The organism is Alteromonas sp. BZK5 (genome assembly GCF_014349115.1).
Lineage (GTDB): Bacteria > Pseudomonadota > Gammaproteobacteria > Enterobacterales > Alteromonadaceae > Alteromonas > Alteromonas macleodii.
Genome location: NZ_JACSOE010000091.1, coordinates 1 through 13,059 on the forward strand (window position 1 = coordinate 1; position 13,059 = coordinate 13,059).

At 45.4% G+C, this 13,059-nt stretch carries 10 protein-coding genes; 8 read left to right on the top strand and 2 right to left on the bottom strand.

The annotated features are described in order from the left end of the window. Nucleotides 1-101 precede the first annotated feature (101 nt). A complete protein-coding gene (locus BIZ39_RS18100) occupies nucleotides 102-1,259 on the bottom strand; it encodes a DUF2252 domain-containing protein (protein ID WP_262385806.1) in 1,158 nt (385 codons plus the stop codon). 293 nt (nucleotides 1,260-1,552) lie between these two features. Here BIZ39_RS18100 and ahpC point away from each other — a divergent pair, with 293 nt between their 5' ends. The 5 genes from ahpC (at nucleotide 1,553) to BIZ39_RS18125 (ending at nucleotide 8,358) form a co-directional block, all read left to right on the top strand. Next, a complete protein-coding gene (gene ahpC / locus BIZ39_RS18105; RefSeq protein ID WP_014949268.1) occupies nucleotides 1,553-2,116 on the top strand; it encodes an alkyl hydroperoxide reductase subunit C in 564 nt (187 codons plus the stop codon). Between the two features lie 181 nt (nucleotides 2,117-2,297). Then, on the top strand, nucleotides 2,298-3,887 hold the full coding sequence (gene ahpF / locus BIZ39_RS18110; RefSeq protein ID WP_014976359.1) for an alkyl hydroperoxide reductase subunit F: 1,590 nt from the start codon (nucleotides 2,298-2,300) through the stop codon (nucleotides 3,885-3,887). 267 nt (nucleotides 3,888-4,154) lie between these two features. After that, the gene (locus BIZ39_RS18115) at nucleotides 4,155-6,317 is read left to right on the top strand and encodes a TonB-dependent siderophore receptor (protein ID WP_187447644.1); all 2,163 of its coding nucleotides are present in this window, start codon (nucleotides 4,155-4,157) and stop codon (nucleotides 6,315-6,317) included. Between the two features lie 9 nt (nucleotides 6,318-6,326). Beyond that, nucleotides 6,327-6,863 carry a hypothetical protein gene (locus BIZ39_RS18120; RefSeq protein WP_168463198.1) on the top strand — a complete coding sequence of 179 codons (537 nt, stop codon included), beginning with the start codon at nucleotides 6,327-6,329 and terminating at the stop codon, nucleotides 6,861-6,863. Between the two features lie 10 nt (nucleotides 6,864-6,873). Further along, nucleotides 6,874-8,358, top strand: coding sequence for a PepSY-associated TM helix domain-containing protein (locus tag BIZ39_RS18125; RefSeq protein ID WP_187447645.1), 1,485 nt, complete (start codon nucleotides 6,874-6,876; stop codon nucleotides 8,356-8,358). Nucleotides 8,359-8,671: 313 nt separating this feature from the next. Here the strand turns inward: BIZ39_RS18125 and BIZ39_RS18130 are convergent, their stop codons facing one another. Further along, on the bottom strand, nucleotides 8,672-9,250 hold the full coding sequence (locus BIZ39_RS18130; protein ID WP_187447646.1) for a demethoxyubiquinone hydroxylase family protein: 579 nt from the start codon (nucleotides 9,248-9,250) through the stop codon (nucleotides 8,672-8,674). Between the two features lie 205 nt (nucleotides 9,251-9,455). Here BIZ39_RS18130 and BIZ39_RS18135 point away from each other — a divergent pair, with 205 nt between their 5' ends. The 3 genes from BIZ39_RS18135 (at nucleotide 9,456) to BIZ39_RS18145 (ending at nucleotide 12,863) form a co-directional block, all read left to right on the top strand. Beyond that, the gene (locus BIZ39_RS18135; RefSeq protein ID WP_187447647.1) at nucleotides 9,456-10,535 is read left to right on the top strand and encodes a strictosidine synthase family protein; all 1,080 of its coding nucleotides are present in this window, start codon (nucleotides 9,456-9,458) and stop codon (nucleotides 10,533-10,535) included. Nucleotides 10,536-10,779: 244 nt separating this feature from the next. Then, complete coding sequence (locus tag BIZ39_RS18140; RefSeq protein WP_187447648.1) at nucleotides 10,780-12,444, top strand: S41 family peptidase; 1,665 nt, start codon at nucleotides 10,780-10,782, stop codon at nucleotides 12,442-12,444. Then, nucleotides 12,444-12,863 carry a hypothetical protein gene (locus BIZ39_RS18145; RefSeq protein WP_187447649.1) on the top strand — a complete coding sequence of 140 codons (420 nt, stop codon included), beginning with the start codon at nucleotides 12,444-12,446 and terminating at the stop codon, nucleotides 12,861-12,863. The genes BIZ39_RS18140 and BIZ39_RS18145 overlap by 1 nt, the downstream gene beginning before the upstream one ends. Nucleotides 12,864-13,059: the final 196 nt, after the last annotated feature.

Genomic DNA, 13,059 nt, shown 5'->3' on the forward strand with positions numbered 1-13,059 from the left:
GGCAAGCTTCCTAGCTTCATTCTGGGAATTTGAAAGGGAACAGCCATTCCTGCATTCCCACGCTTCGCTAGGAAACTTGCCAGCGCCTTCTGAGTGGGCGATTATCTGTGTGCATTGGTATTATACTCAAAGCCACCATTTATCGCTTTATTTCCCATTGCAATATCTTGTGGGTCGATTCCCACTTTAGCGTGATGTCGGGAGCGAACCAGGTAATGCGCATTTTCAAACTTAACTTCATCAAGCACTAAGTCGGGTTTTCGTTGCATTCTTCGTTGGCATCGAGCTGTAAGGTGTGCCGCATTTAGGCGATTAACCGGGTTAAAATCTGGAAAATAATAAATAGGCGCCGCAACACGTTGTTGCTTAACCTCTACAATATGACAATGCGCAAAGCTTGCTGAATTATGTGGTTTTGCTGGTCCTACTAAAAAGTAGTAGCGCACCATATTTACCGACCCGGTGCCCGCGTCCAGGCGTTTCACTATATCGACTACCGCATCGTCCATGTAGGGAGCAAAAGCTTCTAGTAGCGTGGCGTATTCTTGTGGGCTTAGGGTAGAAAATTTCTCACTGTTGGCCTTAAACCCCAAGGTCTTGCCATCAAAATGAACGGCTTTAGCCAGCGCACTTTTAACCGTGAAGTCTTCTCCTCCTGCGCTGCGGGCTTTGGCTTTTTTATATAGTTTGGTCAGCTTGCTTGGCACGGCATCTGGGCAGTAGTCTACGGCTTCGTTAATCACCATGGCGTTTTCTACTACTTGGCTACAGGTTTCTACATAACGTTCAATAAATGCGTATTGCGCATTAATAACCTGCTGGTGGCTGACAACAGGTTTAGTGATGTCGATGTTATCGGACGCATACTTTCCATCAACGGTGCCTAGGCAATGTATCTGGGCAAGGTGCAATGAAGTGAGATAACGAAGCACATCCCAATGTGCTTTGCCGACACACGCATCATCAAAGTCGTTGGGTGAGAAGATCACTGTATCTCCGTGAGACCCTTCTTCTGTGAGAAAGCCAAAATTGGAAGTATGACAGTCTCCCATCACGCTGGTGAGGGGAACTGTCTCGCATTCTTTAGGAAAATTGATAAGGCCAGCTTTTATATCAGCGTAAAACAGCTGCGCACTGCCTCTGTAGAAAACAAAGGGGCTGGCCTCCATTTTTGCATGCTTTGCCAAAGTGCGAGATGGCGCGTGTCCATCGATTAGCATTATTTCGTGGGAGATGCGCTGTAGTCGGGAATGGGTCATAGTTTTCTCATTCAGCAGAGTTTAGCCGGTGAAACCGTATTGCAAAACAATCAATCTATTTTGGCTCAATTTTCATCGTTCAATTCAATAACCTGATTAAGCGATTCATTTTTACCAATTAGTTTTTTGTGATTGTGCGCGCTATTCTTATCACCAGTTTCGAGAGACATGAATTTCGCGCTACGTGAATATCTTCACAAAACTGCAAAACCGTGTCGACACAATAAACGTAAAGTTTGTATTCGTATGTGTTTAACGTGCGAAAATAATTTAAACCAAATGGAGAATTAAACATGGCATTGATTAATACTGCTATCAAACCTTTCAAAGCAACTGCATTTAAAGACGGCGAATTCGTAGACGTAAGCAGCGAAGACATCAAAGGTAAATGGGCAGTTTTCGTATTTTACCCAGCTGACTTCACATTTGTGTGTCCAACTGAGCTTGGCGACATCGCTGACAAGTACGAAGAACTTCAGTCACGTGGCGTAGAAGTATTTTCAGTATCTACTGACACTCACTTCACTCACAAAGCATGGCACGATTCTTCTGACACGATCAACAAGATCAAATTTGCAATGATTGGCGACCCAACAGGCGAAATCACTCGTAACTTCGATTGTATGCGTGAAACTATGGGTCTTGCTGACCGCGCTACATTTGTTGTTGACCCAGAAGGCATCATCCAAGCAATGGAAATCACTTCTGAAGGTATCGGCCGTGACGCAGATGACCTAGTGCGTAAAGTTAAAGCCGCTCAGTACGTTGCAAACAACCCAGGTGAAGTTTGCCCAGCTAAGTGGAAAGAAGGTGAAGCAACTCTAGCACCTTCACTTGACCTAGTAGGCAAAATCTAAGCAGCACGCTTAGCGCTTAATATATGAAAGCTCAGCGCTTCGTGCATTGCACAGTATTAAGCAAATAATTTGTAGGGAGTGGGTCTCCACTCCCTGATATTAATTTCCAATTTCCGCTTATGTTGTTGACCCTTCAAAAGGTTGGCGGGGATCGGCGTGTCGAAAATAAGGCAGAATAACCGTGTTAACTAAAGAAATTTTACAAGCATTGAAATCATATGCAGAGTCAATGCAAAAAAACGTAACCTTTGTCGTACAGACCGGTGAACATAGCAAGCGTGAAGAGCTTGTGACGTTTCTGTCCGACATTGCTTCAGTAAGCGAAAAATTAAACGTAGAAGAGCGTGACACAAATGGTGAGTTGCGCAGTGCAATCAGCTTTTTGTTGGAAGCTGACGGCGAAGATACGGGAATTCGTTTTTCTGGTATCCCTGGTGGTCACGAGTTTAACTCGCTTGTACTTGCCATGCTGCATGCAGCGGGTACTGAACTTAAGCTAGACGATAGCGTTAAGTCGATGGTGAAAGCGGTGAATGAACCACTTAATTTTGAAGTGTTCATTAGCTTAAGCTGTCACAACTGCCCTGAAGTCGTACAGGCACTTAATCAATTCGCTTTGATTAATCCTAATATCAAGACCGAAATGATCGACGGCGGGTTATATCAAAATCTAATTCAAGAGCGCGACATCCAAGGTGTTCCGAGCGTATACCTTAATGGCGAGCTATTCGCGAATGGTAAAGTTGATGCCTCTGTGCTTATCAACAAGTTAATTGAACGCGACCCTAGCCTTAAAGAAGCAAACAAAGGCGATGCGTTACCACTTCAAGACGTAACGGTTATCGGTGGTGGTCCAGCAGGCGTTGCTTCGGCGATTTACAGTGCCCGTAAAGGCCTTAAAGTTGCCATTGTTGCTGAAACTTTTGGCGGCCAAGTTAAAGATACCATGGGTATCGAGAACCTTATCTCAGTACCTAAAACAACGGGCCCTGAGCTTGTTGGTAACTTGATGGAGCACGTACGCGATTACGACATTACGCTCAAAGAGCACGTACGCGTTGATAGCATTGAGAAAGGCAATATTAAAACCATTACGCTTTCTTCTGGCGAACAGATCCGCACTCGTACGGTTATTGTTGCGACAGGCGCCCGCTGGAGAGAACTTGGTGTTCCGGGCGAAAAAGAGAACATCGGTAATGGTGTTGCGTACTGCCCACACTGCGACGGCCCTTTCTTCAAAGGTAAAGACGTAGCGGTCATTGGCGGTGGTAACTCAGGTATTGAAGCGGCACTTGACCTTGCAGGCATTGTAAAATCGGTGACGGTATTTGAATTTATGCCAGAACTAAAAGCGGACAAGGTACTTATCGATCAAGCTCAAAAGCGCGATAATATTACCATTATCAAGAACGCGGCAACGCGCCAAATTACTGCTGAAAATGGCAAAGTGAACGCAATTGAATACCAAGATCGCTCAACTAACGAAGTGCACACCCGTGAACTTGCAGGTGTATTTGTTCAAATTGGACTTGTACCAAACAGTCAGTTTATGAAGGGCACGGTAGACATGACGCAGTATGGCGAAATTATTGTTGATACTAAGTGTCATACATCTGAGCCGGGTATATTTGCAGCCGGTGACGTAACAACAGTACCGTATAAGCAAATTGTTATTTCGATGGGTGAGGGCGCGAAAGCATCGCTTGCTGCATTTGAATACTTATTAAGCCATGAAGTGGTTGAGTCTGAACAGGAAAGTGAAGCGGCATAGTCATTAGCCTTTCAGTTCTCATGAGAGTTAAAGCCGAGCTAACGCTGTTAGTTCGGCTTTTTTGTATGCGCGTATCTTTATGTTACTTAACAACCTCGGTTAACGCGTTTTCTGTTACTTATTGATGTTAATGTGAATGATACTGGTTATCATTTGTGTAAGTTTTTGCTAAATTAGACGAAAGTACTAATGCAGCCTTCAGTTCACTTCATTCTTGTAATAGGCGAATTGATGGGTCTTAAAAATTAATAACAGAAAACACTCAACATGAATAAGAAATTACTCAGCTTGGCGGTAGCGGCTATCTTAGTGTCTCACGCACATGCTCAGGAAGATGAAAGTGGCGCTGGCTTAGCTATAGATAAGCGAGAAGCAACAGGGGAAAAAGCAGAAGCGAATGCAGTAGAAAAGATTGAAGTAGTGGGCATGCGTTCTCCGTTTGGCGCAACAAAAACAAATACACCGATTGTTGAACTCGCCCGTACAATTTCCATTGAAACCGCATTAGATTTAAAGCAAAAAGGTGTGTTAAATCTTTCTCAGTCTGCCACCTATATGGCGGGCGTGACGGGGGAGTCATACGGATACGCCACCCGAGTCGATTCAATCTCTTCCAGAGGATTAAGTATTCCGCGCTATCGCGACTCAATTCAAGAGTTGTTTGGCAGCTATAATTCTACGCGAGCTGAAATTTACACAATGGAACAGGTTGAGTTGCTTAAGGGGCCTGCCTCTGTACTTTACGGTCAGGGCTCTCCCGGTGGCATAATGAACTATGTGTCAAAAACGCCCACGTTAGGCAAAGGAAGCGAAGTGGTGTTGTCCTACGGAAACTTCGACCGCGCGCAAGTTGGGGTGGATGTAAACGGCAGCCTGTCTGAAGATGATAGGTGGATGGGGCGTTTTGTTGGTATATATCGTAATGCTGACTCTCAGGTTGATTATGTTAGCGATGACACCCAAGTATTCATGCCGTCACTTTCCTTCATGCCTTCTGACGATACAACGCTAACGCTAATCGGGTTATTCCAAGATACTGATAGTGATACAGCAGCGCAGTTTATTCCTGTGGAAGGGACATTATTGCCTTTGGCTGACGGCACTTATTTACCCGACCAAGATGTTTACGCAGGTGAACCAGGGTTTAATAAATTTGATACTAAGTCGAACCAAGTTACTTTGCTTGGCGAGCACTTGATTAACGATACAACGTCACTTTCATTTACTGCCTTATGGCGAGATGGTGAGGCAGACTACCACCAAGCGTGGCCCACTTTTACGGGCGGTACTCGCTATCTAAACGCTTTTGTAGGGGCACCGGTCGCGCCTACCGATACCTTTGTGCCGAGAACGTTTTATCAAGCAGACAATACGTTTAATCAACACGCTTTTGATATTCGTGTAAACAAGGGCTTTGTAACAGGCGCTTTCGAACACGAGTTATTAGCGGGTGTACAATATCAACATGTTAAAACTGACGCCAACTCTGCTTACTATGCTGGTGGTGGGGTATTACAAGGTGATTTTAGGTACATTCTGGACTTGGCTAACCCTGAGTACACAGGCGCACCAGAGCAAGCCATTTTCGACGCAATCTACAACGATGCGCCTGAACAGACGGTTACGGACACGGGGTTATATCTATCAGACCAAATTTCCTATGAAAACTGGCGGGTAACGCTAGGCCTACGTCACGACCGCGTTGATAATGATACGGGCGTAACTGAGCAGGATGACACGCAAACATCATACTCAGCTGGAATTTTGTATCGTTTTGACAACGGCATTTCTCCCTACCTTAGTTACGCTGAGTCGTTCGAGACGGTAGTGGGACTAGATAACAATAACAACCAGCTTAAGCCTGAAGAAGGTCGTCAATACGAGGCAGGGATTAAGTATGAACTCTCGTCAGTACCTGGTTTTATCACGCTGGCGTATTACGATATTGAAGTTTCAAACCTTCCTAATCCTAACGGATTACCAGACGAAGCGGCGCAACAGCAAGGCGTAACGACCATTGAAGGGATTGAGCTAGAAGGGCGCGTAGACTTTGGCCAAATAACAGCGCAGTTTGCGGCGTCGGTCTTGGATGCAGAAGATCCTAACGGTTTTTCGTTGTCAGCACAGCCAGACAGCAATGCATCCCTATGGGTAAATTATTCTCCACTTGAGCTTGAAGCGCTGACGGTAGGAGTTGGTATTCGCTACGTGGGAGAATCAGTTTCTGAGAATGGTGTCATCAGATACGACACACCTAGCTACACCCTTGGTGACCTGATGGTGTCGTACGAGCTAGCAGATAATTTGAATTTGCAGCTGAATGTAAGAAATGTGACCGATAAAAAATATCTCACGTCTTGCTTATTCAGAGGTGACTGTTTCCCTGGTGTACGCAGAACAGTGAACGCGTCGCTAACCTATTCGTTTTAAGGATTTATCATGCTTTCAGTTGCAGCGGGTGGTTTAACACTTGCAGCCTTAGGTGTTATTTATAAAAGTTGGCGCGCTCAAGCGTCAACGTATCTTTATTTGGGTCTTGTCGTATGGCTGGTTGCAGCAGTGTGCTGGTCTTATGCTCAGGGGTGGGAGTTTGGCGTGCTATATGCGCTGTGTATTCCTTCCATTTTAGTGTGGCCTTTTATTGCGTTTAACCAAACGCATTTACCTCAGCCAAAAAATGTACCTCAGCCGAGGAGCTTTGATTTCTCGCGACGTACAGTTCTAGGGAACATCGCAAACTACATCGTGGTGCTGGTTGTTTTATTGGTTGTGAGCGTGTTATTGACGCTAGGACTATGTGCGCTACTACCATTCTCAATAGCAGGGAAGTTGGCTACAGGTATCGTGCTGTTGCCAATTTGGTGGGGTCTTATTGTTTATCACTACCTTGCTACCGCCCACAAAATTAAAGTTGTTGTTGCTTACGCAGTTTTGGCTGCGCTTTGCCTACCAATACTTATTTTCTTCCCCATGTAGGTGAATATCGATGGATAAAATAACAAAACAAAATGCATTAAATGCACATACTTGGGTAGGCGTTTTTCTAAGTGTACTTCTCTTTTTGGTGTGCTTATCTGGGACCGTTGCGGTTTTTCACTTAGAGTTTGAAAGGTGGGAACAGCCGCATATTGAAGAAATGAAGAATGTTTCTTCTGATGTTGTTGAAAAGGCGATGGACACCTTTTTAGCTCAGAATACGCAGGAGTCTCACCATCTTTATGTGGTTTTCCCTACATCAGATATCCCTCGGTTGGTGGTAGAAAACGATCATGCTGCTTACTTTGCCGACAGTGAAGGTAACTTATTAGAGCAAGAAAGCGTGTCTTTTACCGAAATGCTTGTGAACTTGCACTTGTATCTCAATTTGCCACAAAGTTGGGGAATGATTTTGGTCAGCGCTTTGGGCGCTATCATCTGTACCCTTGTCGTCACTGGAATTATTGCTCACAAACGAATAGCAAAAGATGCTTTTAAACTTCGACGGGGTGGCAACGGTCAGCAAGCTCAAATTGATTTGCACAACCGTTTTGGATTATGGGCAGCGCCTTTTCATTTAGTTATAGGTATAACAGGCGCATATTTTGGTATGGCAGGGATCATTTTGGTGGTTGTTGCCTCACTAAATTACGAAGGCGATCGCGACGCGGTTATCCAGAAAATCTTTACGCCAGACCCTGTATTAGTGCCACAGGAGGGGAAACCGGCTATTGGTAGAGCGTTTGCGCAAATGGAAACGCTAGCGCCAGAAAAGTCTCCAATATTTTTAACGGTACACGAAGTTGGTGAACCAGAACAGTTCATCGAAATATATGCCAAGGCGCCCAATAGAATGATCTACGCCGAAGGCTATCGATTCGATACGGCGGGTAACTTTATCGGTGTGGCCGGCTATGAATTCGGTGAATGGGGTAAGCAGTTGGTATGGGCAATGTACCGTTTGCACTTCGGTGACTTCGCCGGCCTTACCAGCAAATGGCTGTACTTTGTTCTTGGTGTAATGCTGACCATGCTTTGCGTGTCGGGTATGGAGATTTGGCTGTCTAAGAAGGCGCATCCGCCGTTAGCAAGCAGGCTTTGGTACAGCACGGTGTGGGGTAGTGTGAGTGCACTCGCATTAACTGCTGTAGCAGATATGTTTTTTACAGGCTCGCTCATCACCGTTTTTTGGTGCCTTATGCTATTTAATACCGGCATTACAGTGGGAGTTAAATCACTCACAAAGCCGATATGGTTGCTTATATCAGGCCTAAGCGTAATGGTGTTACTCATAGCCTATGCGGCTGTGCACCAAAGCGCGACGCTATCGGTTGCGTCACTTCAGCTTAATATACCTATGGCGGTGTACGTGGTGTGGAGTGTTTATCGTGCTAATACGCTGATTAAGCGAGCTAAAAATGCAGAAACTCAGATTGAAGCCGACGCGAGTAACAACGCGCCTCAATCAGCGCAAGAAAAAAGAGTGAATGCGTAAATCTTATCGTAACTATTAGGGGCTCACAGGAAGCCCCTTAGTTACGCTTCTTTCTTTTCCACGTACCGCCATACATATAGCCATTGCTGGCCTTTGCTCGTTCTTGACAAGCTTTGCATACTATACGCCACGTGTCTTCATCACCACATCGAATACGAAACTGTGTGTCGGCATTGATACCGCAGTTGTCACAGGGTTTTGGTAGCCGAACTCTGTCCTTTTTTCCCACTCTAAAAGCGTCTCTTTTTTTTCAATTAATAATTTCTCTGATGCCTATTTTTTATCACAGGTCACTGCGCATAAGCTCGAAAACTTAAATCACTTTTGCGATTGCAACGGCAATAGAAGAGCCTTTTTCAACGGCTGCGCCCCATAATTTCATTAATAACGACGGCCTTTTTGTCATTAGGAACAGCGCTTCATCTCTGTGATATTGTTCATCTGCTTGGCATTGTCTAAACCGATTTATAACGTTTGAAGGGGGGCTGGCTAACGCAGAAATGCGCTTACATTGTTCTTCGTAATGCGAATCTACGAACTGCTCTACTCGGTAAATGGTGTAGTAAAAGCAATTTATACCGCAAAGTCTTGGAATAAAGCCGGTGATAAACCCAGAAGCTATCCATAAAGGTAAAATAAAACTTCCCCTGAAAAGCGGCATTTCGTTTTCAAAGACGGCGAGGTGTCGTCTTTCCGTTTTAAGGTGCTCATATATGAAGGGTTGTGCCTCGTTGTTTGTGCCAGAAAGATTAACCAGTTTTAAAACACATTCGGCGAATAGAGCACCACGGTATATCCAAACGGCTCCCGTCTCTCCCGCGTGGCTCGCACGTAGTTCTTTGTCTACTTGCTTAGCGTGATTATCTCCGAGTGTTTTTGCATAAAATGGCATGACGTACCTCTGTAGCATTTTATAAACAAACGATCTGAAGGGGGGAATGGATGCTACCTAACGAATTTGTAATGCTTATTTGAACATGCGCTATTTAGAAAGCTCTGGATGATAGTGTTCTATTTATAAACGAAAGCAGAGTATCGGAGGGTTGCTTGCTATGCTTGATAGATACACAACATGCGTTGCTTGCAGGAGAGCATAAATGAAGGTATTCGGTGGCGTTGTCATTCTTGTCTTAGGATATTTACTATTGTGGCCAGTCCCCATTGCGCCAATAAGCTGGCAAGCACCGAGCAGTAGCGGATTTTCGGGGGAGTTTATTGAAAACAACCGTTTGGCGGGCCTTTCGTTTATTGAATTAGGCGAAGATAAAGGGCCGGAGGATTTTGCGATAAACGCTGCGGGAACTATTGCAACCGCCACTCATTCTGGTGCGGTATTACTCAAGAAAAAAGGTGAGGCAACATTTACTCCGTGGATTAACACTGGTGGACGTCCGCTCGGTATCGAGTTTGATACCAACGGCAACTTATTAATCGCCGATGCTCATCGCGGATTGCTAATTGCAGACCCTGAAGGTGAGCTGACGGTATTGGTTAACCAAGTAGAAAACACTAACGTTGTATATGCGGACGATGTGGATATTGCCGACAACGGCAATATTTACTTCACTGACGCAACTACCAAGTTCTCTGCCAAAGAGTATGGGGGAACGCTGCAAGCGAGCCTGCTAGAAATTTTGGAACATAGAGGCAATGGCAGGCTTATAGAGTACGACCCAGTACGTAGAACGAGTAATGTACTGATGGATGGTTTGGTTTTTGCGAATGGTGTCGCAATAAGCCATGATCAAAATTCAGTGTTGGTCAACGAAACCGGTAAATATCGCGTGTTGCGCTATTGGCTAGTTGGGCCAAAACAGGGTCAAGTGGAGGTCGTGATTGATAATTTGCCCGGATTCCCAGACAACATCAGCCAGGCAACGAGCGGCGCGTACTTTCTGGGTCTTGCTTCGCCTCGCTCCGCTCCCGTTGACGCTCTATCTGACAAGCCTTTCATTCGTAAAATTGTACAGCGTCTGCCACAGTTCATGCGCCCACAAGGTCAAGCATACGGGCACCTTGTTAAAATAAGCGAAAGCGGAGAGGTTTTACAAAGTTATCAAGACCCTAGTGGTGCATTTCCCTTTGTTACAGGCGCAATACAGACAGATGAAGGTGTATATGTGAGTAGCTTAACTGCACGGTCGGTAGGTGTGTTGCAGTTAAACCAGAGACGATAATAAGCATATTGTTACGGCAGAGTAGGTAGTCTTCTTTTCTACCGTGATAGAGCGATACGCGTCACGAATGACATTTACTCATCAACTCTGCAACACGTTTTCTTACATTTCGAAACATTTTAAACTTTTGTTATGTAGTTACGCTTAGAAGGATATGTCACTATCGGCTATGCTAATAAAAGTTGTTTTTAGCACAAGTTTAGTAGTTTTGGGCTAGCCGTTTTAAAAGGATATTTTCTAAATCATGAAAGCGTATACGTATTCTTCTGTTGCACTTGCAGTCACGATTTCTCTTCTAGCTGGATGTGGAGGCGGCTCAGGCTCGTCTAATACCCCTCCTGTGGTGACAACGCCTACCACGCCAACGACACCTGTAACAACAGAGCCAGAATGGGAAGCGGGGGTGTATGAACCGCAATCTCAATATCTAGCGAAATGTGAGACTCCTAGAAGCGGTATTGATCCTTTTACTAATAGGGCTTACCCAGATACACAAGGTACCGCCATGGATGAAAAGCTGTGGCTACGTACTTGGACTAATGACACTTACTTGTGGTACGACGATGTAGATGACAATGACCCTGCAAATTTCTCAGTGTTGGGATATTTTGATCAGCTTAAAACCAATGAGCTAACGCCAAGCGGTACGCCAAAAGATAACTTCCACTTTTCACAGGACACTGCCGAATATAACGAACTGTCTCAATCGGGGATTTCATCGGGCTATGGGTTTGATTGGGAATTTGGTTCAACAACCGTGCCGAGAGTACTAACAGTGCGATTCACTGAGCCGGGTTCACCTGCAGCTACTGCTGGCGTGCCTCGCGGTGCGACCCTTTCGCGTATAAACGGCGTCGACTTTGTCAATGACAACACGCAGCAGGGCGTCAACGCGATTAATGCTGCGCTGTTTCCGGAAGACGCAGGTACGGTTACAAGCTTTGAGTTTGTGCAGGTTGATGGTTCAACTCTCTCAGTAGACATCACCTCCGGCGATATCAGCGCAACGCCGGTTCAAAACGCAAAGGTACTCGATACCGAAAACGGCAAAACGGGCTACTTCCAATTCAATACCTTTATCGTTACCGCGCAAGAAGGATTAATTGATGCGTTCGATATGTTTGTTGAAGAAAATGTGACCGAGCTCGTTATTGACCTTCGCTACAACGGCGGAGGACGTTTGGCGCTAGCTTCACAGCTTTCCTATATGATAGCGGGTCCGAACCAAACCAATAACGCAACCTTTGAAACATTGCGTTTTAACGATAAAAACCCAAACACCAACCCTGTCACCGGAGAGACCATTCGTCCAACACCGTTTTACCGCAATGTTATTGACTATAACGCAGGGCAACTTACCGACACGCTTCTGCCTAGCCTTTCGCTGACGAAGGTTTACGTTTTAGCCACGGGCGCGACATGTTCAGCAAGTGAAGCGGTAATGAATGCACTTCGTGGTATTGATGTAGAAGTAGTGCAAATTGGCTCTACTACTTGTGGTAAGCCGTATGGGTTCTACCCAACAGACAATTGTGGTGAGACTTACTTTACTATCCAGTTCCAAGGGGTGAATAACAAAGGGTTTGGTGATTATGCTGATGGTTTCATGCCTACCACCACGCCTAATTTCGATTTTGAGTTGCCGGGGTGTGAAGTTGAAGATGACTTTACCGCAAGCTTGGGTGATCCGGATGAAGGGATGCTGTCAGCCGCATTGGAATATGCTGCTACAGGCTCATGTCCCGAAGTTGTCACGTCAAACGGCGTGGCGGATGTCAAAGCACTGCGCAGTAATCAAAGTGCGTTAGGGGGCGAAAAGCTCATTCCTATCGACAAGCCTGAACAACGCAAAGAGAACTTTATTTTACACAACAAAATAAATCAGCCTGTTATTCAGGAGCGCAAGTAATGTCGCTTCTTAATAAAAAAGGAAAACTGCTAAAAGGAAGACTGCTAGCAGCACCTCTCGCCATACTTTTGCTCTCGGCGAGCGGATGCGCGACAACGCAGGAGGCTGAGTTACACGAGGCAGTAACCAAATCCATTAGTGTGAGTCAAAAGCAAGCTATTGAAAGTAAGATCAGCAACTGGTTTGGTGGTCTAAACATAACGATAGCCGATGATGCATTCAGTCAAACCGCGAGCATAACGATTGAGCGTAAAGCAAAGGTAGATGGCAGGGGATTACCTTTTGACGGAAGGCACGACAACCCTGTTTATAGCTTTACGCTGCTAAGTGATGGTGAACAGTGCGTGTTGCGTAACGACCAAAGTGGGGAACTTACCAAGCTTGAAAATGTGACCTGTTATATAGTGGACGAGGCATAAGTCGGGATAAATCGACGAAAGCGCAATGTCATCGTTGACAATAGGCCTTAAAAAAACGCCCAGAGTCTACAAGCTCTGGGCGTTTTTGCTGCTATCGTTTGTGCATGCTTGGCTGCTTTTGCGTGCGGCCGCGACTGTTGCCGCCGCTATTATTTCCTTTCGATGCGTTGCCTCTATTCTTATTCCCGCCGGTGTC

Excerpts from the sequence above, each read along its gene's own strand:
- BIZ39_RS18100 (WP_262385806.1), bottom strand. The coding sequence starts at position 1,259 with ATGACCCATTCCCGACTACAGCGCATCTCCCACGAAATAATGCTAATC.
- ahpC (WP_014949268.1), top strand. The coding sequence starts at position 1,553 with ATGGCATTGATTAATACTGCTATCAAACCTTTCAAAGCAACTGCATTT.
- BIZ39_RS18115 (WP_187447644.1), top strand. The coding sequence starts at position 4,155 with ATGAATAAGAAATTACTCAGCTTGGCGGTAGCGGCTATCTTAGTGTCT.
- BIZ39_RS18120 (WP_168463198.1), top strand. The coding sequence starts at position 6,327 with ATGCTTTCAGTTGCAGCGGGTGGTTTAACACTTGCAGCCTTAGGTGTT.
- BIZ39_RS18125 (WP_187447645.1), top strand. The coding sequence starts at position 6,874 with ATGGATAAAATAACAAAACAAAATGCATTAAATGCACATACTTGGGTA.
- BIZ39_RS18130 (WP_187447646.1), bottom strand. The coding sequence starts at position 9,250 with ATGCCATTTTATGCAAAAACACTCGGAGATAATCACGCTAAGCAAGTA.
- BIZ39_RS18135 (WP_187447647.1), top strand. The coding sequence starts at position 9,456 with ATGAAGGTATTCGGTGGCGTTGTCATTCTTGTCTTAGGATATTTACTA.
- BIZ39_RS18140 (WP_187447648.1), top strand. The coding sequence starts at position 10,780 with ATGAAAGCGTATACGTATTCTTCTGTTGCACTTGCAGTCACGATTTCT.
- BIZ39_RS18145 (WP_187447649.1), top strand. The coding sequence starts at position 12,444 with ATGTCGCTTCTTAATAAAAAAGGAAAACTGCTAAAAGGAAGACTGCTA.